Source organism: Brachybacterium sp. SGAir0954 (assembly GCF_005490785.1).
Classification (GTDB): Bacteria; Actinomycetota; Actinomycetes; order Actinomycetales; family Dermabacteraceae; genus Brachybacterium; species Brachybacterium rhamnosum.
Map to the genome: position 1 here is coordinate 3,182,985 of NZ_CP027295.1, position 20,552 is coordinate 3,203,536.

Annotated in this window: 21 protein-coding genes; 5 read left to right on the forward strand and 16 right to left on the reverse strand. The window is 73.6% G+C overall.

Features of this window, described 5'->3' with window-relative positions; all coding sequences use genetic code 11:
• Window positions 1-61: 61 nt before the first annotated feature.
• The 4 genes from C1N80_RS14310 to C1N80_RS14325 are packed head-to-tail and all read right to left on the reverse strand — an operon-like array spanning window position 62 to window position 3,978.
• Window positions 62-745: a DUF6320 domain-containing protein gene (locus tag C1N80_RS14310; protein WP_137771393.1), complete on the reverse strand. Its 684-nt coding sequence runs from the start codon at window positions 743-745 to the stop codon at window positions 62-64.
• Complete coding sequence (locus C1N80_RS14315; protein WP_137771394.1) at window positions 742-2,196, reverse strand: alcohol acetyltransferase; 1,455 nt, start codon at window positions 2,194-2,196, stop codon at window positions 742-744. Before C1N80_RS14315 ends, C1N80_RS14310 begins: the two co-directional genes overlap by 4 nt.
• Window positions 2,193-3,179 (reverse strand): alpha/beta hydrolase, encoded by a 987-nt coding sequence (locus tag C1N80_RS14320; protein WP_137771395.1) that lies wholly within the window; start codon window positions 3,177-3,179, stop codon window positions 2,193-2,195. The genes C1N80_RS14315 and C1N80_RS14320 overlap by 4 nt, the downstream gene beginning before the upstream one ends.
• A 25-nt stretch (window positions 3,180-3,204) precedes the next feature.
• Window positions 3,205-3,978: an IclR family transcriptional regulator gene (locus C1N80_RS14325; protein ID WP_137771396.1), complete on the reverse strand. Its 774-nt coding sequence runs from the start codon at window positions 3,976-3,978 to the stop codon at window positions 3,205-3,207.
• A 118-nt stretch (window positions 3,979-4,096) separates the two neighbouring features.
• On the opposite strand from C1N80_RS14325, the gene C1N80_RS14330 reads away from it, so the two are divergent.
• Complete coding sequence (locus tag C1N80_RS14330) at window positions 4,097-4,942, forward strand: HAD hydrolase family protein (RefSeq protein ID WP_137771397.1); 846 nt, start codon at window positions 4,097-4,099, stop codon at window positions 4,940-4,942.
• Window positions 4,943-4,991: 49 nt separating this feature from the next.
• Here the strand turns inward: C1N80_RS14330 and C1N80_RS14335 are convergent, their stop codons facing one another.
• The 5 genes from C1N80_RS14335 to sucC form a co-directional block, all read right to left on the reverse strand.
• Entirely contained in the window at window positions 4,992-5,819 is an 828-nt protein-coding gene (locus tag C1N80_RS14335) for a hypothetical protein (RefSeq protein ID WP_137771398.1), read from the reverse strand.
• 94 nt (window positions 5,820-5,913) lie between these two features.
• Complete coding sequence (locus C1N80_RS14340) at window positions 5,914-6,867, reverse strand: C40 family peptidase (RefSeq protein ID WP_137771399.1); 954 nt, start codon at window positions 6,865-6,867, stop codon at window positions 5,914-5,916.
• Window positions 6,868-7,089: 222 nt separating this feature from the next.
• Window positions 7,090-7,821 carry an iron dependent repressor, metal binding and dimerization domain protein gene (locus C1N80_RS14345; protein WP_137771400.1) on the reverse strand — a complete coding sequence of 244 codons (732 nt, stop codon included), beginning with the start codon at window positions 7,819-7,821 and terminating at the stop codon, window positions 7,090-7,092.
• Window positions 7,822-7,965: 144 nt separating this feature from the next.
• Window positions 7,966-8,856: a succinate--CoA ligase subunit alpha gene (sucD, locus tag C1N80_RS14350; protein WP_137771401.1), complete on the reverse strand. Its 891-nt coding sequence runs from the start codon at window positions 8,854-8,856 to the stop codon at window positions 7,966-7,968.
• 9 nt (window positions 8,857-8,865) lie between these two features.
• Entirely contained in the window at window positions 8,866-10,032 is a 1,167-nt protein-coding gene (gene sucC, locus C1N80_RS14355) for an ADP-forming succinate--CoA ligase subunit beta (RefSeq protein WP_137771402.1), read from the reverse strand.
• A 189-nt stretch (window positions 10,033-10,221) separates the two neighbouring features.
• Here sucC and C1N80_RS14360 point away from each other — a divergent pair, with 189 nt between their 5' ends.
• Both C1N80_RS14360 and C1N80_RS14365 read left to right on the forward strand, forming a co-directional pair.
• Window positions 10,222-10,485, forward strand: coding sequence for a hypothetical protein (locus C1N80_RS14360; RefSeq protein WP_137771403.1), 264 nt, complete (start codon window positions 10,222-10,224; stop codon window positions 10,483-10,485).
• A gap of 32 nt (window positions 10,486-10,517) precedes the next feature.
• A complete protein-coding gene (locus tag C1N80_RS14365; protein ID WP_137771404.1) occupies window positions 10,518-10,910 on the forward strand; it encodes a hypothetical protein in 393 nt (130 codons plus the stop codon).
• 81 nt (window positions 10,911-10,991) lie between these two features.
• On the opposite strand, the gene C1N80_RS14370 is transcribed toward C1N80_RS14365, so the two are convergent.
• Together C1N80_RS14370 and C1N80_RS14375 are read right to left on the reverse strand one after the other, a co-directional pair.
• Window positions 10,992-13,766 (reverse strand): UvrD-helicase domain-containing protein, encoded by a 2,775-nt coding sequence (locus tag C1N80_RS14370; protein ID WP_137771405.1) that lies wholly within the window; start codon window positions 13,764-13,766, stop codon window positions 10,992-10,994.
• Between the two features lie 74 nt (window positions 13,767-13,840).
• On the reverse strand, window positions 13,841-14,176 hold the full coding sequence (locus C1N80_RS14375; RefSeq protein WP_137771779.1) for a hypothetical protein: 336 nt from the start codon (window positions 14,174-14,176) through the stop codon (window positions 13,841-13,843).
• A gap of 60 nt (window positions 14,177-14,236) precedes the next feature.
• Here C1N80_RS14375 and C1N80_RS14380 point away from each other — a divergent pair, with 60 nt between their 5' ends.
• Entirely contained in the window at window positions 14,237-15,403 is a 1,167-nt protein-coding gene (locus tag C1N80_RS14380; RefSeq protein ID WP_137771406.1) for a flippase-like domain-containing protein, read from the forward strand.
• Between the two features lie 20 nt (window positions 15,404-15,423).
• Here the strand turns inward: C1N80_RS14380 and C1N80_RS14385 are convergent, their stop codons facing one another.
• The 3 genes from C1N80_RS14385 to C1N80_RS14395 are packed head-to-tail and all read right to left on the reverse strand — an operon-like array spanning window position 15,424 to window position 17,142.
• On the reverse strand, window positions 15,424-15,903 hold the full coding sequence (locus tag C1N80_RS14385; protein WP_137771407.1) for a hypothetical protein: 480 nt from the start codon (window positions 15,901-15,903) through the stop codon (window positions 15,424-15,426).
• Window positions 15,893-16,930, reverse strand: a complete 1,038-nt coding sequence (locus C1N80_RS14390; protein ID WP_137771408.1) for an alpha/beta hydrolase — start codon at window positions 16,928-16,930, stop codon at window positions 15,893-15,895. Before C1N80_RS14390 ends, C1N80_RS14385 begins: the two co-directional genes overlap by 11 nt.
• Window positions 16,927-17,142 (reverse strand): BldC family transcriptional regulator, encoded by a 216-nt coding sequence (locus C1N80_RS14395; RefSeq protein WP_137771409.1) that lies wholly within the window; start codon window positions 17,140-17,142, stop codon window positions 16,927-16,929. Before C1N80_RS14395 ends, C1N80_RS14390 begins: the two co-directional genes overlap by 4 nt.
• 422 nt (window positions 17,143-17,564) lie before the next feature.
• Here C1N80_RS14395 and C1N80_RS14400 point away from each other — a divergent pair, with 422 nt between their 5' ends.
• The gene (locus tag C1N80_RS14400; protein WP_137771410.1) at window positions 17,565-17,756 is read left to right on the forward strand and encodes a DUF3073 domain-containing protein; all 192 of its coding nucleotides are present in this window, start codon (window positions 17,565-17,567) and stop codon (window positions 17,754-17,756) included.
• 100 nt (window positions 17,757-17,856) lie between these two features.
• On the opposite strand, the gene purM is transcribed toward C1N80_RS14400, so the two are convergent.
• Together purM and purF are read right to left on the reverse strand one after the other, a co-directional pair.
• Window positions 17,857-19,008 carry a phosphoribosylformylglycinamidine cyclo-ligase gene (purM, locus tag C1N80_RS14405; RefSeq protein ID WP_137771411.1) on the reverse strand — a complete coding sequence of 384 codons (1,152 nt, stop codon included), beginning with the start codon at window positions 19,006-19,008 and terminating at the stop codon, window positions 17,857-17,859.
• Complete coding sequence (gene purF / locus C1N80_RS14410) at window positions 19,005-20,504, reverse strand: amidophosphoribosyltransferase (protein ID WP_137771412.1); 1,500 nt, start codon at window positions 20,502-20,504, stop codon at window positions 19,005-19,007. The genes purM and purF overlap by 4 nt, the downstream gene beginning before the upstream one ends.
• Window positions 20,505-20,552 lie beyond the last annotated feature (48 nt).

Genomic DNA, 20,552 nt, shown 5'->3' on the forward strand with positions numbered 1-20,552 from the left:
CCGGGCCGTCGAGGGCCCCCGAGCAGCCGTTGTCCGGGATACCGGACAGTTCACACGCCTGTCACAGATGGAGCCTCCTCGAGAGCTCGCGGAGCACCTCCCGGCCCCGCGAGACGGTGATCTGCGCGAGCGCGAGCGCGGCGCACAGCAGCGAGGGAAGCGGCGTCGTCACCCACCCCAGGACCAGGAAGAGCAGCGGGACCAGGCCCACCGCGATCGTGAGCGCCGCGTACAGGACGTGGTCACCCGGCTCCATGCGCCGCACCCGGACCAGCACGAGCACCGCGATGATCGAGCTGCCGCACACGATCGGCACGGTGTAGGTCAGCGACCAGGCGTGCCAGCCGGTGAGGTAGTCCCAGTACGCGCTCACCAGCCCCACGAGCACCACGAGATAGGCCGTCGCCCGGGCGAGGTTGCGCCGCTCCCGCAGCGCGATGAGGACGAGCAGCCAGGTCGTCGCGAGCCCCAGCCAGGAGGCGCGCAGCCAGCCCCAGCCGGACTCGGTGTGCGGCAGCAGCAGCTGCAGCGCGAAGGACGCGATCACCATCCCCAACGAGACCAGCAGCAGCACCCGCAGCACGCGCCGGCCCGAGTAGCGCAGCGCGACGGCGGCGAACGGCTCCGAGGGACGCGGCGAGCCGGGGCCGGTCCCGTCCGTGAGCGGCTCGAGCTCCGTGCCGCACAGCGGGCAGCGAGCCCAGCTCCCCTCGACCCGGGCCTCGCACCCGCGGCAGCGGCTCACACGCCCACCTCGGCGAGCTCGTGCTCGGTCACGCGCGTCGCCGCGACGGAGACCTCGACGCCGCGTGCGACGAGCAGCCGCACCACCTCCCGCACGTGGTCCGTGCGCACGAACGGCGCGGTGAAGCTCACGGTGAGGACCCCCGCGTGGGAGATCGCGCAGAACTGCGGGCGCACCGCGGAGACCTCGAACATCATCCGCCGCACATGCGCCTCCGCCGGCTCCGGCAGCCGCACCCGGCCCAGATTCGAGACGGCAAGGGTCAGCGTGCGGTTCACCCGCGCGTTGACGACCCGCAGCAGCAGGTCCTTGAGCGGGCGGGGCACCAGTCGCGGCCCCAGCATCTGCTCGAGGCCGATCAGCCGGCGCAGCCGCGCCGCGAGCGCCTCCGCGCTCACCTGCGGGCGGAACCCCTCCTCGAGGGAGCGGGCGAGCTCGTCGAGGTCCACCTCGACCTCGGGATCCGCCTCGTGGGGCGCATAGGTGTGCTCGAGGCGCACGGTCGCGAAGAAGTTGCGCGGGGAGCGCGAGGGGAAGAACTGCCGCAGGTTCACGGGCACAGAGACCGCGAGGGTGCGGGCCGCGCCGAGCCCGCCGGAGGAGCGGCGCACCCCTTCGAGCAGCAGCGCCGTGAGGTACGAGGAGAGGGACACCCCCGCCGCACGCGACAGGACGAGCACCTGGTCCGCGGGCATCGACAGCTCGACGGTGCGGGGGCGGAGGTCCGGGGTGAGCTCCCCGTGCACGCGGTGCACGCGCGGGCGGTGGTGGCCGCCGGCGCCCCCGGCGTCGCGACCGGCGCGACCGCCCCGACGGGTCGCCCCGGTGGAGACGAGGGAGGCGAGCTCCTCGGCGGAGCGCAGGGCCGCGGGGGCGGCGTCGCGGGCAAAGCGGGCGGGATCGGGGGCCCGGTCGCGGATCCGGCGGCGCCGGAAGTGGTGGCGGAAGGCGTCGCCCGTGATGCCCCGGTGCTCCGAGGCGTCCGCCTCGATCGCCTCCCCGGTCTCCCGCTCGGCGTCCGTGCCCGCTCCCTCGCCCCGCAGCCGCAGGTAGGCGGCCAGCAGGTCGCCGAGGAACCACAGCGCTCCGGTGCCGTCGACGAGCGCGTGGAAGACCTCGAGGCCCACCCGATCCCCGTGGTGGACCACGCGGAACAGCAGGCCGGGGTGGCCCGGCTCATAGAGCGGGGCGCAGGGCGGCAGGACGTCGGCCACGACCTGCGGATGCTTGTCGCTGCCCTGCAGGTAGTACCAGAACAGCCCACGACGCAGCACCGCCCGGAACAGCGGGTAGCGGTCCACGGTGAGCTCGAGCGCCCGCTGGAGCAGCGCCGGATCCACCTCGTGGTCGAGCTCCGCACCGAGACGGAACACCTTGGGATCGCGGGCGCTGCGCGCCGCGAGGAAGATGTTCGAGGCGTTGTCCAGCCGTGCCCAGGCGCGGGTGCTCACCCGGGCGGCCCGTCGTCGAGGAAGGCCGTCATGACGCCGAGCGCCTCACGGGGCGCTCGCGCCCGGCGGGGCAGCGTGATGAAGCCGTGCAGGGCGCCCGCGACCTCGTGCAGGAGCACCCGGTTCCCGGCCGCCTCAAGCGCGGCGGCGTAGGCGGCGCCCTCGTCCGCGAGCAGGTCGAGCTGCGCGGTGATCACGAGCGTGTCCGGCTGCCCCGTGAGATCGGCGCCGTGCAGCGGCGCCACCTCCGGGTCATGCCGGCGCGTGGGATCGGGGACGTAGAGCTCCAGGTAGTCGCGCACCTCGGCGGAGGTCAGCCGCAGCCCTTCCCCGTAGCTGCGCACGGACTCGAAGGGGCTCGTCGCCGGGTCGTGGTCCTCCTGCGTGACCGGGTAGAGCAGGATCTGCCGCCGCGGCACCGCATGCCCCTCGCGGGCGAGCCGCTGGGAGACGACGGCGGCGAGGTTCCCGCCGGCCGAGTCGCCCATCAGCACGAGAGAGCGGGCGTCCTCGAGGCCCACCCGCCAGGGCTCCGCGAGGAACATCCGCGCGACCCGGTAGCAGTCCTCGAGGCCGGCCGGGAAGGGGTGCTCGGGCGCGAGCCGGTAGTCGACGGAGGCCACGGGGCAGCCCAGCGCGTCAGCGATCGCGGCGCAGGCGGGCGTGTAGCTCTCGACGTCCCCGGTGACCCAGCCCCCGCCGTGGAGGAAGAGGACCACCTCCTCGCGGCTCCGCTCGCGCGGAAGGAACATCCGGATCGGCACGGGATGGGTGCCCTCGCCGTAGCGGGCGGTGACGTCGATCGGCTGGTACCGCAGTGAGGGGAGCCCGGCGAGCGCGCGCTGCAGGCGGCGCACCTTCGCGTAGTCCTCGCGCATGTTCACGCGGGGCGCGGAGAACAGACCCAGCAGCCGCGACCGCAGCTCCCCCACGGGAGGGCGCCCCGAGCCGGTCCGGTGGCGGGCACGGTCGGAAGGGTCCATGGGCGCAGGATAGGCGGCGTGCGGCTCAGCCCGCGACGCCGCGCAGCCGCCGCGTGATCTCCGCGGCGGCGCCGCGCACCGCCGCCTCGCAGCGCGCCGCGAGGTCACCGCCCTCCCGCGGGGCGGGATAGGTGAGGGCGACGGAGGCCGCGGGATAGCCGGCGTGGTCACGGACCACCGCCGCGACGGAGGCGAGCTCCGCCGTCACCTCCCCGTGCTCGTGGGCGACACCCTCGGCGCGCACCCGGGCGAGCAGCTCCCGCAGCTCCCGCGGCGAGGTGGGCCCGGGCACATCGGTGCGGGCGGAGAAGTCCGCCTCGCGACCGTAGAGCGCGCGCAGCTGCGCCGCGGGGAGCTGCGCGAGGATCGCCCGGCCGCTCGCCGTGAGGTGCGCGGCGAGCCGCACGTCGATGTCGGTCACGAGGCTCGGGCGCCGTGGTGCGCGCTCCTCGACGACGTAGAGGACGTCGGCCCCGCGCAGCACGGCCAGGTGCCCGGACTCCCCCACCTCGTCGACCATCGTCTCCACGACCCGCCGGCCGATCCTCGCGAGCGGCACCTGACGCAGGTGGCCGCCGGCCAGCTCGTGCGCCGCCGGCCCGAGCCCGTACAGGCGCTCCTCCCCCAGGTGCACGACGTACCCGTGCTCGGTGAGGGCCGCGAGCAGGTCGTAGGTCCGCGATCGCGGGAGATCGAGGTCCTGCGCGATCCGCGCCGCGGCGACCGGGCCCTGCTGGGTCGCGAGATGCGTGAGGATGCGCAGGGTGGCATCGGCCGCGGGCACTTTGGAATGGGGCATCGAGGCCAGGATGCCATCCCGGGGCACGACCGGCGCCGCCCAGGCGGGCGAGGCCGCTCCCCCGACCGTGCCCACGACATAGGCTGGGAGCATCCGTCCCGAACGCACCAGGAGCGTCGTGCCCACCACTCCCGCCCCGTCCGACCGCCGCGCCGTCTTCCTCGACTACGACGGGACCCTCGCGGAGCAGGGCGTCGTGCCCGCCGCCCATGTCGAGGCCGTGCGCGCGGTGCGCGAGAACGGCCACGCGGTGCTGCTCAGCACCGGCCGCTGCGCCTCGATCGTCGCCCCCGAGGTGCTCGACCTGCTCGACGGCGCCGTCTGCTCCGCGGGCGCCCACGTGCGCGTGGGAGACGCCCTGCTGCGGGACGAGCGCTACCCGGAGGAACTGGGCCGCCGCGCCGTCGAGGTCCTCACCGCGCACGAGGTCCCCTTCGTGCTCGAGGCCCCCGACGCCCTGCTCTGCACCCCGGCGATGGCCGACTGGATCCGCGACCGCGCCAAGGCGCTCCCGCCCGCCGCAGCCGGCACCGTGGGCGGCGGCCCCCTCGACCTGGCGCGCGCCGTGCGGCTCCCCGAGGATCTCGCATGCTGCTCCTTCGCGAAGATCTCGCTGTGGCGCTCCCCTGTGGCCGTCGAGCAGCTCGCTGCGGAGATCGGTGAGGAGATCGCCGCGCTGCCCAGCTCGATGAGCCGGGTGGACGGCAGCGCCGGGGAGCTGTTCCTGCGCCACCTCGACAAGGCGGGCGGCGTGCAGCTGGCGGCGGAGCACCTCGGGCTCGGCATGGACGCCACGGTCGGCGCCGGCGACGGGCTGAACGATCTCGGCATGCTGCGTGCCACGGGCACCTCGATCGCGATCGAGGGCGCCCCGGCGTCGGTGCTCGAGGCGGCGGATCTTGTGGTCCCCGGCCCGGAGGAGGCAGGCCTCGCCCTGGCCTTCGAGCGCCTCGGCCTGCTCTGAGGCCCTCCCCGCGACGGAGCCGCGAACGAGCGCCCGGCGCCCGGCGGCCTCAGCGCACCGGTCGCCGGCGCAGGCCCAGGAGCACGAGGCCCGCGACGGCGACGAGCGCCCCGGCCCCCATGAGCACGACCGCCTGCGCCGGCAGCTGATCGGCGAAGCGACCCTCGAAGACCTGCACGAGCGGGCCCAGGAACGCGGCCTGGTCCACGGCATCGGGCACCACCTGCTCGATCCTCGAGGCGAGCATGCAGTCGAGCGCCCCCGCGGCCGCCGCGGCGATCCCGGCGAGCAGCAGCAGCCCTCGGCGGTGGCCGCCTATCAGCAGGGCGAGCAGCGCCATGCCCAGGGCGATCGGCCCCAGACGCTGCGCCCACGGGTCCATCACCGTCGCATGGTGGAGGAACGGGACGTCCGGCACCGTGAAGAGCGTGACGGAGGCGCTGTCGGGGCGCGGCAGGGTGATCGGCAGGTGCGTCTCCACCCCGTCGAGGATCGCGTCGATCCCGGGGGCGAGGTCCACGTCGACCGGGGCGCCGCCGGGCGTGAACAGCGCACCGTGCAGCTGGACCATCGTCTCGTCCCACATGGCGGCGTAGGCGTCGGTCCCCGCGAGCTTCGAGGCCTGGTCCTGGGCGAGCGGGGTCAGCGACTCCTGGATCCAGGAGGGCACGGCGTCGTCGGCGAGCAGCTGCTCGACGACGCTGTCCGTGAGCGTGGTCCGGAAGGCGGGGTCGTCCGCGAGCGGCTGCGTCACCGCGAGGAAGCCCTCCTGGTCGACGACGTTCTGCTCGAACCACACGGCGGGCAGCCAGGCCGCCCCGAGCACGAGGGCGCCCAGGAGCAGCAGGACGGAGAGCAGGTCGCGGAGGGCGGTCACGGGCCCCACGGTACCGGCGGCGCCTGAGGGTCCCGGACGCACCGCGGCCCCGCATCCGAGGAGGGATGCGGGGCCGCGGCGGGCGGGCCGAGGATCAGCCGATGCGGATGTAGGTCCAGCTGCCGGAGTAGATGTTGCGCTCGGAGGTGTCCACGCGCTTGTTGCCGGCGTCCACGAACTTGCCGTTGCCGGCGTAGATGCCGATGTGGCCGGGCTTGTAGACGAGGTCGCCGGGGCGGGCCTCGGAGGCGGAGACCTTCGTGCCCATGGCGGCCTGCGCGCCCGCGCTGTGGGGCAGCGAGACGCCGTGCTGGGCGTAGACCCAGGCGGTGAAGCCCGAGCAGTCCCAGCCGGAGGTCGTCGAGCCGCCGTACACGTAGGGGACGCCGATGCCGTTGCGGGCGGTCGCGAGGATCGAGGAGCCCTTGCCGGCGGACGGCGCCGGGGTTGAGCTCTCCGACTCCTTCGAGGAGGAGGAGTCGTCCGAGGAGTCGCTGTCCGAGGAGGACGAGGAGGAGGTCGACTTCTTCTTCGAGGAGGACTTCTTCTCGCTCGAGGAGGACGAGGAGGAGCTCGAGGAGTCCTCGTGGTCGTCATCGGTCGAGGTGCGCTCGGTGCTGCGCGAGGAGGAGCTCTCCGAGCGGGTCTCCTGCGAGGAGGAGGTGTCCTCCGAGGAGTCGTCGGCGGCCTCGGAGGTGGTGTCCTCCGCGGCGGCGGCCTCCTCCGAGGTGGTGTCGTCCTCGGTCGTGGTCTCCTCGACGACGGGCTCGGGCTCGGGCGGCAGCTCGATCGAGATCGTGCCGGCGGCGGGGGCGAGCGCCGGGGCGGCCTCGGCCTCGTCGTCGCCGGACGCCTGCACCGCGGGGATGCCGACGGCGGGGGCGGTCACAGGGGCGAGGACGGGCGCGGCGGCGGCCTCGGCCTGGGGAGCGGAGTCGGACTGCGGATCGGCGAGGGCGGCGGAGGCACCGCCGAGCATGAGGCCCGCGGCGACGGCGGCACCGGCGGCGGCGCGCCCGGCGCGGACGGCAGGGGTCACCGTGCGCATGGCGCGACGGTGAGTGTTGTTCGCAGTCTTCGACACGTGAGCTCCCGACCCCCGGGGCTCTCGCCCTGCGCACGGATCTCCTCGCTGTCCTGCCCGGTGCGCAGTGGGGGACACGGGGGACGAGCCGGGCGATCCTCGCCGCGGCACGCGTTCGACCCTAGGGGGACCCACCCGCCCCTGCGCGCCCGCTGGGCGCTTCTGGGGAAGAGCTTGGAGAACCCTTTACCCGCGAGTGATCACGGTCACACGGAGCTGACCTGCGACGACGAGCGGAACCCCGATCTCGCCCCCGGCCGGCCCGCGCAGCACGAAGCTGTCGGCGACCCGGTCGACGTCCACGACCGCGCCGGGGACGATGCCGTGGTCTGCGAGTTCGCCGAGCTGGCCGGGATCGGACTGCAGCACCTCGCCGATCCGCTCGATGCGCACCTCCGCGCGGGCGCCGTCGGCGACGACGTCGCCGAGGTCCGCGATCGCCTTGGCACGCTCTTGACCCTCCGGGGTGACCTGCTCCTCGCCGCCCGCCAGGGTGACGCCGAGCTCGCGCAGCCCCGGGATCGGGTTGCCGTAGGGGTCCACGTAGGGCGGGGTGATGCGCTCGGCGATGCGACGCTCCACCTCACGGCTCATGACGTGCTCCCAGCGGCACGCCTCCTCGTGGACGAGCGCGTAGTCGAGCCCGATCACGTCCAGCAGGTGCCGCTCGGCGAGCCGGTGGCGGCGCATGACGTCCGTCGCGAGCTCCCGGCCCGCGTCCGTCAGCTGGATCCGACGGTTCTCGTCGAGATGCAGCAACCCGTCGCGCTCCATGCGCGCGACCGTCTGCGAGACGGTGGGTCCCGAATGGCCCAGTCGCTCGGCGATGCGGGCACGCATCGGCGCGGTGCCCGTCTCGTGGAGCTCGAACACCGTCTTCAGGTACATCTCGGTGGTGTCGATGAGATCGCCGCTCACTCGGTCCCCTCCTTGGTCGGCCGGCAGATCACCCCAGCCTAGTCGTCCGGGCGGACGCCCCGACCCGCCCCGACGCGGGCGCGCCCCGGAGCCGTGGGGCTCCGGGGCGCGCTCACCGGCGGCGCCGGTGCGGTGCGGGATCGCTCAGGCGAGGCCCTTGACGATCTCGCGCATGAGATCGGCGGTCTCGGTGGGGGTCTTGCCCACCTTCACGCCGGCGGCCTCGAGGGCCTCCTTCTTCGCCTGCGCGGTGCCGGCGGAGCCGGAGACGATCGCGCCGGCGTGGCCCATGGTCTTGCCCTCGGGGGCGGTGAAGCCCGCGACGTAGCCGACCACCGGCTTGGACATGTTGTCCTTGATGTACGCGGCGGCGCGCTCCTCGGCGTCGCCGCCGATCTCGCCGATCATCACGACGCCCACGGTGTCGGGATCGTTCTCGAAGGCCTCGAGCGCGTCGATGTGCGTGGTCCCGATGACCGGGTCCCCGCCGATGCCGATCGCGGTCGTGAAGCCGATGTCCGCGAGCTCGTACATCATCTGGTAGGTCAGCGTGCCGGACTTGGAGACCAGGCCCAGCTTGCCGGCGCCCGTGATGTTCGCGGGGGTGATGCCGGCGTTGGACTTCCCGGGGCTGATGAGGCCCGGGCAGTTCGGGCCGATGATGCGGGTGGTGCCCTTGCCCTGCGCGTAGTTGAAGAACTCCGCGGAGTCCTTGACCGGGATGCCCTCGGTGATGACCACGAGCAGCGGGATCGCCGCATCGATGGCCTCGAGCGCCGCATCCTTGGCGAACTTCGGAGGCACGAAGACGACCGAGACGTTCGCGCCGGTGGCCTCCATGGCCTCGGCGACGGAGCCGAAGACCGGCACCTCGTGGCCGCCCTCGAAGGCGACGGACTGGCCGGCCTTGCGGGGGTTCACGCCGCCCACGATCTGCGTGCCCGAGTCGAGCATGCGCTGGGAGTGCTTCATACCCTCCGAGCCCGTCATGCCCTGGACGATGACCTTGCTGTTCTCATCGAGGAAGATCGACATGGCGGTCCCTCACTTTCCGGCGGCGAGCTCGGCGACCTTGGCCGCGCCGCCGTCCATGGTGTCGGCCTGGGTGACGAGGGGGTGGGCGAGGTCCGCGAGGATCTTCCGCCCCTCCTCCACGTTGTTGCCGTCGAGGCGCACCACGAGCGGCTTGGTGGCGGCGTCGCCGAGCTTCTGCAGCGCGCCGACGATGCCGTTGGCGACCGCGTCGCAGGCGGTGATGCCGCCGAAGACGTTGACGAACACGGCGGAGACCTGCTCGTCGCCGAGGATGACGTCGAGGCCGTTGGCCATGACCTCCGCGGAGGCGCCGCCGCCGATGTCGAGGAAGTTCGCGGGCTTCACGCCGTGCGCCTCACCGGCGTAGGCGACCACGTCGAGGGTCGACATGACCAGGCCGGCGCCGTTGCCGATGATGCCGACCTCGCCGTCGAGCTTCACATAGTTGAGGTCGAGGGCCTTGGCCTTCGCCTCGAGCGGGTCCTCGGACTTGGTGTCCACGAGGGCGGTGTGGTCCTCGTGGCGGAACTCGGCGTTCTCATCGAGCGTGACCTTGCCGTCGAGCGCGACGATGTCGCCGGCGCCGGTCTTCACGAGCGGGTTCACCTCGACGAGGGTCGCGTCCTCCTCGCGGTAGACGTCCCAGAGCTTCTGCAGCACGGGGGCGACCTTCGCGCCGGTCTCGGCGTCGAACCTCGCGGCCTCGACGATCTCCTTCGCCTTGGCCTCGTCGATGCCCACGTTCGGGTCCACGGCGACGCGGGCGAGGGCCTCGGGCCGCTCGACGGCGAGCTGCTCGATCTCCATGCCGCCCTCGACGGAGCACATGGCGAGGTAGTTGCGGTTCGCGCGGTCCAGCAGCAGCGAGAAGTAGTACTCCTCGGCGATGTCGGCACCGGCGGCGACCATGACGCGGTGCACGGTGTGGCCCTTGATGTCCATGCCGAGGATCTCGGAGGCCTTCTGCTCCGCCTCCTCGGGGGACTTCGCGACCTTCACGCCGCCCGCCTTGCCACGACCGCCGGTCTTGACCTGGGCCTTGACGACGACGACGGGGGTGCCGAGCTGCTCTGCGGCTGCTCGGGCGGCGGCGGGATCTTCCGCGACGACTCCTCCGAGCACGGGAACCCCGTGCTTCTCGAAGATGTCGCGGGCCTGGTATTCGAACAGGTCCACGGGGTGAGTTTCCTTCCCAGTCGGCAGCGGGCGACCGGCCGCCTTCGGCCTCGGGGCCGCCCCTGTGATCGGTGCCAGCGTAGCCGCTCCACCAGGGGTTCCCGGACGCCTCCGCGGCAGCGTGCCCGCCGTCACAGCGGCCGCGGGGCCCGTGACGCAGGTCCCAGGGTCCACGACTACGATGGCGCGATGAGCCGCTCCTCCCGCAGCCTCACCCAGCGCATCCGCGAGCACCTCGGTTTCAGCGTGGTCGCGATCCTCGTGCTGTTCATCCTGCTGCGCCTGCTCGGTGTCCGCTCCACGGTCTCCGGCTTCTTCTTCAGCGTGCTCATCACCCTCGCGCTGAACGTCGGCCTGTCCTACTGGTCGGAGCACCGCGCCCGCACCGCGCGGCGGAACCCGCCGGCGCAGGGCGGCGGGGACATCCGCTGGCGCGAGGACGACCGCCGCTGAGCCGCGGCGAGGACGGAGCACGAGGAGACGCGATGGCCGACTGGAAGACCTATGTGAAGGCCGCGCAGAACACGGCCAAGAAGCAGGCGCCCGGGGCGAAGCGCGCTGTGCAGGACTCCGCGGAGAGGGCCCGGCGCAGCGCGAACGCGTATGCCACCGTCGCCGGCCGCACCGCGCAGCGCGCGGGCGACCGGGCGAAGTCGGAGGGCCTGGGCGGGAAGATCGCCCGCGCCTTCCGCGACGCGCTGCTGATCGGCGGCTCGCTGCTCGCGATCTGGGGCGTGCTCTACGCGGCGGGGCTGCCCATCCCGTTCACGGCCGTGATCGTCGCGGTGCTGATCATCGTGCTCATCGCCTTCGCGAGCAGCCTCTACGCGAACGTCCGCCGGCAGCGGGAGCGCGCCGCGGATCCCCGCGACCGGTGACGGTCCCCTCCCCCGGCGCCCGCGGCGCGCTGCACCACCTCGAGCTGTGGACCGGCGACCTCGCCGCGGCCGCACCGGGGCTCAGAGCTTCGTGAGCGGGGCGTAGCGCAGCAGCAGCCGCTTGGTGCCGTGCGGCGCCTTGAACTGCACCTCGACCTGGGTCTTCTCCCCCTGGCCGGCGACCTCGGAGACCATGCCCATGCCGAAGGAGTCATGGGTGACCCGGTCCCCCACTGCGAGCTGCGGGAGCGACGCGGTCGGGGTGGGCGTGCGGCCCGAGCCGAAGCTGCTCGTGCGCCTGACGTCGCTGCGGCCGCCGCCGATCCCGCCGGAGAAGGAGGGCCCGCGACCACCGGATCCGCCCGAGCTCCCGTACCCGCCGGAGCCGCCCCGGCCGCCGTAGCCCACGCCGCTCAGCGAGGAGCCGGCGCGCGCGACGTCGAGCACCTCGTCGGGGACCTCGTCGAGGAAGCGGCTGGCGGGCATGAACTGCGGGGCGCCCCAGGTCGCGCGCATCTGGGCGCGCGTGAGGTAGAGCTTCTCGCGGGCACGGGTGATGCCCACGTACGCGAGCCGCCGCTCCTCCTCGAGCTCCGTGGGATCAGAGAGGGTGCGCTGGTGCGGGAAGGTGCCGTCCTCCATGCCGGTGAGGAACACGACCGGGAACTCGAGACCCTTCGCGGTGTGGAGGGTCATGAGGGTGACGAACTGGTCCTCACCCCCGGGGACCTGGTCCGCATCCGCCACGAGTGCGACCTTCTCGAGGAAGGCGTCCAGCAGCGTCGCGTCGGGGTCCTCGACGCTCGGCAGGCGCGTGCCCGCCGCGCCGTCCCCCGCGCCCTCGGCGGCCGACGCCGCGTCGGCCCCTCCGGCGGTGGCCCCGCCGGCCGTGGCGGCCCCGGCCCCGTCGGACGTGGCGGTGCCGTCGGCCCCGTCCGCGCCGACGGCTCCGTCGAGCTCCTCGTCCTCCGCCTCGCTCGCGGCGGCGGCCATGGCCTCCTGCTGCGCTTCGAACTCGGCGGCGACGCTGATGAGCTCCGCGAGGTTCTCGAGACGCGACTCGTCCTGCGGGTCGTCGCTGCCCTGGAGCTCCGCGTAGTAGCCGGACTTCGTGAGGATCGCCTCGAGCAGCTCCGCGGGCGTCACGCCCTGCTCGCTCAGCTCCCGCAGCTCGTCGAGCATGACGACGAACAGGCGCACGGCGTTCAGGGAGCGCGTGGCGATGCCCGGCGCCTCCTCGGCGCGGCGCAGCGCCTCGCCGAACCCGATCCGCTCCCGCTCGGCGAGCATGGCGACCGCGGCCTCCGCCCGGTCCCCGATGCCGCGCTTGGGCACGTTGAGGATGCGGCGCAGGTTGACCTCGTCCTCGGGGTTCGCGAGGACCTGCAGGTAGGCGAGGGCGTCCTTGATCTCCCGGCGCTCGTAGAAGCGCGTCCCGCCCACGACCTTGTACGGCAGGCCCACGCGGATCAGCTGGTCCTCGAGCGCGCGCGACTGGGCGTTGGCGCGGTAGAAGATCGCGACGTCGCCCGCGCGGCGCCCGGCGTCGACGAGGGCGTCGATCTGCCGGCCGATGTAGCGCGCCTCGGAGGCCTCGTCGTCAGCGACGTAGAGGGTGATCTTCTCCCCGGAGCCGTGGTCGGTCCACAGGTTCTTGCGGCGCCGCCCCTCGTTGCCCGCGATGAGCGTGTTCGCCGCGGAGAGGATGTTCTGCGTCGAGCGGTAGTTCTGCTCCAGCACGATCGTGCGCGCGGAGGGGAAGTCCTGCTCGAACTCGACGATGTTGCGGATCGTCGCACCGCGGAACGCGTAGATGGACTGGTCGGAGTCGCCGACGACGGTGAGGTCCGCCCGCGGGTCCTCCCCCACGAGCTCCTGGACGAGCGCGTACTGGGCGGGGTTCGTGTCCTGGTACTCGTCCACCATGAGGTGGCGGAAGCGGCGCCGGTAGCCCTCGCGGATCGCCGGGTTCTCCCGCAGCATCTGCACCGTGAGGCCGATCAGGTCGTCGAAGTCCACCGCGTTCGCCTGGCGGAGGCGCTCGGTGTAGTTCGTGTAGATGCGCGCGAGGGTCTTCTCGAAGGGGTTCTTCGCGGTCTCCGCCTGGTCCGCGAAGTCGATCGGGTCCACGAGCTCGTTCTTGAGCGCGGAGATCCGCGCCGCGATCGCGCGCGGCGCGTTCTTCTTCGTGTCCAGCTCGAGGTCCTTGGAGATCGTGGTGATCAGCCGCAGGGAGTCCGCGCTGTCGTAGATCGTGAAGGAGCTCTTCAGGCCCGCCGCCTGCGCGTCGCGGCGCAGGATCCGCACGCAGGCGCTGTGGAAGGTGGAGACCCACATACCGGCCGACGCGGGGCCCACGAGCTCCGCGACGCGTTCGCGCATCTCCGCGGCGGCCTTGTTCGTGAAGGTGATCGCCAGGATCTCGCCGGGCAGCGCCTCGCCGGAGCGGAGCAGGTGGGCGATGCGCCGGGTGAGGACCCGGGTCTTGCCGGAGCCGGCGCCGGCGACGATCAGCAGCGGCCCGCCGCGGTGCTCGACGGCCTCGCGCTGGGGCCCGTTGAGGTCCTCGACGAGCACGGCGAGGGCGGCGGGGTCGACCTGGCGGCGCGGCGCGGGCACGCGGGCGACGGCCTGCTGCAGCGCGGGCGGGGCCGGGGTCCACGGGGCGTCCCCCGCGAAGGGATCCTCCTCCTCGGGGCCGTCCTCCTCCGGCGGGGCGTCCTCGACGGGCGCCTCCTCCGGCGGGACGTCCGCCTCGAGATCGTCCCGGCGCGCGGGGGCGGCCGGATCCGCACGCACCCCTTCGAGGGTGCGGAAGGAGTCGGGGAGGGAGAGGTCGTCGAAGAGTGAGCTCATGGCCCACCCAGGATAGGCGCGGGCCCCGACGGCGCAGCGCCGACGGGGCCCGGTGTGGACGAGGTCTCCGCGGCTCAGACGAAGACGGCGATGACGATGTTCGCGATGATCGCGACGGGGATGCCGAACCACACGACGCCGGGCGTCTCGGCGCGGCGGTTCTTCGCGACGAAGGCGAAGGCGGTCGCGACCAGCGCGAGGAGGAACTTCACGCCGAGCTTGGCCTGGTTCGCGTCACCGCCGACGGACACCAGGATCATCAGCACGAGGCCGAACACGAGCGCGCCCGCGGCGGCGTGCGCCATGCCGGGGTTCGGCTCCTTCGTGCGGGCGGCCGCGACCCAGGTGCCAAGGGCCATGGCCCAGCAGATCATGTGCAGGACGACGAACAGGGAGATCAGGAAGGACATGCCTCCAGGGTACGTCCCCGGTGCCCGCCGCTCCCCCAGGTCACGTGCGAGAATCGGCAGATGCCCGAGCCCCGCCGCGACGCCGCTCCCCCGCCCTCGCACGAGTCGGCGGATCCGGCCTGGCTGACCGACGAGCAGCTCGCCGCGCAGGCTCCGCACCTGGGCCGGGGTCGGATCCTCGCGGCCCTCGCCTCTCTGCTCCTCGTGGGAGCGCTGCTGGGGTGGGCGCTGCCCCGCCTGACCGGTACCACGTGGACCGAGATCGGCGGCGCGCTGGGCGCCCTGCCCGCCTGGGCGCTGCCCGCCGCGGTGCTCGCCGGGGTGCTCGCGCTCGCGCTCGAGGCCCGCACCGTGCAGGTCGCCGTCACCGGCTCGCGCTATCCCGCGGCGCTGCAGGGGCATTCCGCCGCGACCGCGGTCTCCGTGGCCGTGCCCGGCGGCGGGATCATCGGGACCTTCCTGCTGGGTCTCGTGCTCCGCCGGCGCGGCAGCACCCTGCTCACGATCCTCGTGGGCGTGATCGCCGCCTCCCTCGTCGAGCTCGTGATCGGCTCCATGCTGATCCCCGTCCTCGGGCTCGGGAGCTACGCGGTCGTCTCGTCGACCGGTGCGGCGTCCGTGGACCTGCCCGGGGGGATCGGCGCGGCGATCGCGACCGTCCTCGTCGCGCTGCTGTGCCTGGGCCTGCTGACCCTCGCGCTGCGCCGCGGGGTTCTGAGCACCCTCCTGGAGCAGGCGGGTCGCCTCACGGATCTCCCGGACCTGCGCGATCCCGCACGGAAGGAGGCCGACGCCGCCCTCGCCCCGGCGGAGCAGGACGAGTCCCGCCGGGCCGTCTTCCTCGGCACCGTGCTCGAGCAGCGGGACCGGCTGGTCACCCTGCTCCGGCGTCGCCCCGCAGGCCTGCTGGTCCCCACCCTGCTCGCCCGCGCCGTGCAGCTGCTCTCGCTCTGGCTGGCGCTGCGGGCGGTGGACGTCGTGCTCCCGCTGCTGCTCGTGCTCGTCGTCTACGCGCTGGGGCGGCTGCTCGCCCTCGTCCCGCTCACCCCCGGCGGCACGGGGATCGCGGAGACCGCCGGGGCGGCGCTGCTCGTCGCGATCGGCGTCCCGGCCGCCGCCGCGGCCTCCGCGATGCTGCTGCTCATGGTGACGACGACCCTCGTGCCGATCGTGATCGGCGCGGTCGCCGCGGCGCTCCTGCCCCGGCGGCGCAGCGTCTCCGCCTGAGGGTCGCCTCAGGCGACGGCTCAGTCCTCGAGATCGTCCGGCGTGGACTGACCGAGGTCGTCGGAGACGTGCAACGGGGCGGGGGCCGCCCCTCCGGGCAGCGGGAACCCGCCGATCCCGGCACCCTGCTCCGCCCCCACGAAGCGCGCGACGGCCCGCACGTGGTGCCCGGCCTCCTCGCCGCGCCCCAGGAACCCGGCGCCCGCGTAGCCGCCGAGCCGGCGACCGCTGCGGCGCTCGATCCGCTCGGCGTGCCGCTCGAGCTCCCCGGCGCGTCCGCGCAGCATCGCGGCGGCCCGGCCCAGCGCGGGATAGGCGCCCTCCGACCACTGCTCCAGGAGGTCCTCCCCCGCGGCAGGGCCGTCGGCCCCGGACGGCTCCGGCTCCGGCCCGGATCCGGCGAGGGCGCCGAGCCCGTGGGAGACGCGCAGCCGCAGCAGGGTCAGGCGGTCCGCGCCGCGGCGCAGGGCGGAGGCGTGATGTCGCAGGTCAGAGTCCATCGCTCGGTGCACCCCCGCTGCTCGCCGTCCTCGGGCCCCCGGCCGTGCCGCCCGGGGACTGCTGCCTGCCCATCGTAGGGCCGTCCGGCGGCGCGGGAAGCTCCTCGAGCCACCCGTCGAGCACGTCGATCGCGGCTGTCCGCACGGACTCCTCCGAGAGGAACACCTCGTGGCGGGCGCCGGGGAGCGCGACGACCCGCACGGACGGCCCGAGCCGCCTCCCGGCGGAGGCGATCGCGCGGACGTCGAGCACCACGTCCGCGCGCCGCATCGACTCCTGGAAGCGGAACCCGAGCCGGCTGCGCTCGGAGTGCAGGACGAGCACCGGCACGGTGAGCGGACCGGCCGCGGCGAGGCGGTGCTGGCCGTCGAGCACCGCGGCGAGCGTGGAGGTCGGGAAGCGGTGGCCGCCGGGCGGCTTGAGCTCGAGGTCGTAGTGGTACTCGCCGCCGTAGTCGCGGTGCACGGTGCGCACGTAGTGCGACGGCCCCGGCGGGAGCACGGGCAGGTCGCCCCTCCGCGCCGCGAGGGCCGCGATCGGCGCCTCGAGCAGGGCGCGTGCGGCCCGACCCAGGTGCATCTCGAGCCACGGGGAGTTCAGCGCGAGCGCGGCGACGGCGCCCGGTCGGCGCTGCGCGTACAGCGCGGCGACGAGCCCGCCCGTGGAATGCGCGAGCAGGACGGGAGGCGTCCCGATGATCCGGAGCGCGGCATCGAGCTCACGGTCGTACCGGGAGAGGTGGTCGATCGCGGTGGGCGTCTGGCCCGGCAGCAGGCTGCGGCCGTGCTTGCGCAGGTCCAGCCCCCAGACGTCGTGACCGGACGCGCCGAGGTGGTCGAGCAGGTCCCGGTCCAGCACGTAGTCGGACCACCCGTGCAGCGCGAGCACCGGGGGGCGTCGTCGCTCCTGCGGTGCGTCCTCCTGCTCGCGATGGACGAGGGTGGCGATCAGCGGCCCCTCGGCGTCCTCGCCGAGATCGATCCGCCGCGCCGTGTATCCGGCCCCGAAGACGGGGTCGCGGATCATGCGTCCCCGGAGCTCTCCTTGAGCAGCTCGATGACCTCGTGGCGATGGTAGCGGCGGTGGCCGCCGAGGGTGCGCATGTAGGACAGCTTCCCGGCCTGCGCCCAGCGGGTCACGGTCTTCGGGTCGACATGGAACATCTGGGCCACCTCGGCCGGCGTGAGCAGCTGCGTCTGCTCGTCACCGTTCGTGGGAGCGTCCGAGGATCCGTTCATCGGAGGTGGGCCTTTCGACAGGGCGGGAAGAGCGGCTGCGGGGCGGGGAATCCGACGCGCCGGGGACCAGCGTAGACGCCCACGATCGGGGCCGTTCATCTGAAGAGGCGGCGCGGACCCATCGCACACCGATGCGGCCTGCATCGTGCACGTCTATCCACAGTATCGTAAAACGATCACGGTGCCGTGTCCCGCGACAGGTGTCCACATATGCACGACCTCTCCCCGCGCGGCGCGCGCCGATGACCCCGGCCCCCGCCTCGTCGGGGGCCCCGACGGCCCCCATGTCGAGGGAGTCGCTCACGTCTCCTCGGGCGCGGTGGGCGCGGGGCGGTGCAGGCATGTATTCTTGGACTCCGATACATTGCCATCTCCCGGGCCCGTCAGAGCGCCCGCCAGCCGACGCACAGGGGGTCAGATCCATGGGTCGCGGCCGACAGAAAGCCAAGCAGACCAAGGTGGCACGGGACCTCAAGTACTACAGCCCGCCCACCGACCTCACCGCGCTCCAGCGCGAGCTGCAGAGCCAGCGAGGAGAGGTCGGCGAGAGCGACGGGAACGAGGACAGCGACGACTGGGCCGACGAGGACGCTCCGTCCGCACGTCGCCGCTGACGTTCCCCGGTCACGCACCGGATCCGTGCGACGGAGGGCCGCCCCATCGGGGCGGCCCTCCGTCTGTCCGTCATGGTCCTGGTGAGCGGTCCCGGCCCGCTCAGGCCCAGCCCGGGTGCTGGCCGGCCATGAGCACCTCGCCGCCCTCGACGCCCTTCGCCCCCGTCACGACGTGCTCGATCGGGGAGGACGCGGCGGGCAGCTCCGCGGGATCGAGGACCTCGCCGATCACCCGCGCCCCCAGCCCGCGCTCGGCGAGCACCGCGATCGCGGCCTCGGCGCGCTCCGCCTCGAGGACGGCGATCATGCCGATCCCCATGTTGAGGGTCCCCTCGAGATCGAGCTGCGGCACCGCACCCCAGCGGGCGATCTCCCCGAAGACGGGCAGCGGCGTCCAGGAGGCGCGGTCGATCCGCACCCCGATGCCCTCGGGCACCACACGGGCGAGGTTCGCGGCGAGCCCGCCGCCGGTGACATGGCTCAGGGCATGGACCGCGCCCGTCGTGCGCGCGTCCTCGAGCAGGGCGAGGACGTCCGCCGCGTAGATGCGGGTGGGCTCCAGGAGCTCCTCCCCCACCGTGCGGCCGAGCGCCTCGACGTGCCCCTCCAGCGGGATGCCGGCGCCGTCGAGCACGGCGCGCACGAGGGAGAAGCCATTGGAGTGCAGTCCGGAGGCGTCCATGCCGAGCACGACGTCACCGGCGCGCACGCGCTCGGGGCCGAGCAGCGCATCCGCCTCGACGACGCCGACGGCCGCTCCGGCCACGTCGTAGTCGTCGGCGGCCATGAGACCGGGGTGCTCCGCCGTCTCGCCGCCCACGAGCGCGCAGCCGGCGAGCCGGCAGCCCTCCGCGATGCCGCGGACGATGTCGGCGATCCGCTCGGGGACGACCTTGCCGGTGGCGATGTAGTCGGTCATCGCGATCGGGCGGGCGCCGACCACGACGATGTCGTCGACGACCATGCCCACGAGGTCCTGGCCGATCGTGTCGTGCACGTCCAGGGCGCGGGCGATCGCGATCTTCGTGCCGACGCCGTCGGTCGAGGACGCGAGCAGCGGTCGGCGGAAGTCCTTGAGGGCGCTCACGTCGACGAGGCCGGCGAAGGCGCCGATCCCGCCCATCACCTTGGGGCCGTGGGTCGCGGCCACCGCCTCCTTCATGAGGTCCACCGCACGGTCCCCCGCCGCGGTGTCGACGCCGGAGGCGGCGTAGGTCAGGCCGGAGGGCGAGGCGGACTCGCTCGTGGTCATGCGGGCTCCTTGACGGTGCGGTGCTCGAGAGGTGCGGAGTTCGCCGACGCGGGGATCCCCTGCGCGCGGGCGACCGGATCCGGGAGGGACACGGGGTACTCGCCGGAGAAGCAGGCCGTGCACAGGGCGCCGCGGCCCTGCTCCGTCGCCGCGATCATGCCCTCCGCGGAGATGTAGCCGAGGGAGTCCGCACCGATCGAGCGCGCGATCTCCTCGGTGTCCAGCCCGTTGGCGATCAGCTCCGCACGCGAGGCGAAGTCGATGCCGTAGAAGCAGGGCCAGCGCACCGGCGGGGAGGAGATGCGCACGTGCACCTCCGCGGCCCCGGCCTCCCGCAGCATCCGCACGACCGCGCGCTGCGTGTTGCCGCGCACGATCGAGTCGTCGATGACGACGAGGCGCTTGCCCGCGATGACCTCGCGCAGCGGGTTGAGCTTGAGGCGGATGCCGAGCTGGCGGATCGTCTGGCTGGGCTGGATGAAGGTGCGGCCCACGTAGGCGTTCTTCACCATGCCCTGGCCGTAGGCGATGCCGGACTCCTGCGCGTAGCCGATCGCGGCGGGCGTGCCGGACTCCGGGGTGGGGATCACGAGATCCGCCTCGACGGGGTGCTCGCGGGCGAGGCGGCGGCCCATCTCGGCGCGCGACTCGTTGACGCTGCGGCCGGCGATGCGGGTGTCCGGGCGGGCGAGGTAGACGTACTCGAAGACGCAGCCCTTGGGCTTCGGCTCGATGACCTGGCGGCTGCGCAGGCCCTGCTCGTCGATGACGAGCATCTCGCCCGGGGCGACCTCCCGCACGAAGCTCGCGCCGCAGATGTCCAGGGCGGCGGTCTCCGAGGCGACCACCCAGCCGCGCTCGAGACGGCCCAGCACGAGCGGGCGGATCCCCTGGGGGTCGCGCGCGGCGTAGAGGGTGCGCTCGTCCATGAGCGTGAAGCAGTAGGCGCCGTGCAGGCGGGGCATGATCTCGGCGAGGGAGTCCTCGAGCGATCCCTCGGTGTTCAGCAGGGCCGTCACCAGGGCGGTGTCCGTCGTGTTGCCGCGGGCGATCTCGCCGCGGGACTGCCCGCCGTGACGCTCCTCGACGAGCGCGAGGAGCTCCTCGGTGTTCACGAGGTTGCCGTTGTGGGCGAGGGCGACGGTGCCGTCCGGCCGCGGGCCCAGCGTGGGCTGGGCGTTGGACCAGATCGAGCCGCCGGTCGTCGAATAGCGGGTGTGCCCGATCGCGATGTGCCCCTGGAGCGCCTCGAGGCTGGTCTCGTCGAAGACCTGGGAGACGAGTCCCATGTCCTTGTAGACGAGGATCTGCGAGCCGTCGGAGGTCGCGATGCCAGCGGACTCCTGCCCGCGGTGCTGCAGGGCGTAGAGCCCGTAATAGGTGAGCTTGGAGACCTCTTCCCCCGGGGCGAAGACTCCGAAGACGCCGCAGGCGTCCTGGGGGCCCTTCTCGCCGGGGAGGAGGTCGTGGGAGAGGGTTCCGTCGCCGCGTGCCACCCGGCCATTCTGCCACAGCGGCAGATCCCCGGCGACGGTCGTCCGCGC

Bases quoted from the DNA above. Each gene is read 5' to 3' on its own strand.
- C1N80_RS14325 (WP_137771396.1), bottom strand. From the start codon at position 3,978: ATGCCCCATTCCAAAGTGCCCGCGGCCGATGCCACCCTGCGCATCCTC.
- C1N80_RS14375 (WP_137771779.1), bottom strand. From the start codon at position 14,176: ATGTCCTTCCTGATCTCCCTGTTCGTCGTCCTGCACATGATCTGCTGG.
- sucD (WP_137771401.1), bottom strand. From the start codon at position 8,856: ATGTCGATCTTCCTCGATGAGAACAGCAAGGTCATCGTCCAGGGCATG.
- C1N80_RS14365 (WP_137771404.1), top strand. From the start codon at position 10,518: ATGGCCGACTGGAAGACCTATGTGAAGGCCGCGCAGAACACGGCCAAG.
- C1N80_RS14340 (WP_137771399.1), bottom strand. From the start codon at position 6,867: ATGCGCACGGTGACCCCTGCCGTCCGCGCCGGGCGCGCCGCCGCCGGT.
- C1N80_RS14385 (WP_137771407.1), bottom strand. From the start codon at position 15,903: ATGGACTCTGACCTGCGACATCACGCCTCCGCCCTGCGCCGCGGCGCG.
- C1N80_RS14360 (WP_137771403.1), top strand. From the start codon at position 10,222: ATGAGCCGCTCCTCCCGCAGCCTCACCCAGCGCATCCGCGAGCACCTC.
- C1N80_RS14400 (WP_137771410.1), top strand. From the start codon at position 17,565: ATGGGTCGCGGCCGACAGAAAGCCAAGCAGACCAAGGTGGCACGGGAC.
- C1N80_RS14380 (WP_137771406.1), top strand. From the start codon at position 14,237: ATGCCCGAGCCCCGCCGCGACGCCGCTCCCCCGCCCTCGCACGAGTCG.
- C1N80_RS14370 (WP_137771405.1), bottom strand. From the start codon at position 13,766: ATGAGCTCACTCTTCGACGACCTCTCCCTCCCCGACTCCTTCCGCACC.
- C1N80_RS14390 (WP_137771408.1), bottom strand. From the start codon at position 16,930: ATGATCCGCGACCCCGTCTTCGGGGCCGGATACACGGCGCGGCGGATC.
- C1N80_RS14320 (WP_137771395.1), bottom strand. From the start codon at position 3,179: ATGGACCCTTCCGACCGTGCCCGCCACCGGACCGGCTCGGGGCGCCCT.
- purM (WP_137771411.1), bottom strand. From the start codon at position 19,008: ATGACCACGAGCGAGTCCGCCTCGCCCTCCGGCCTGACCTACGCCGCC.
- C1N80_RS14395 (WP_137771409.1), bottom strand. From the start codon at position 17,142: ATGAACGGATCCTCGGACGCTCCCACGAACGGTGACGAGCAGACGCAG.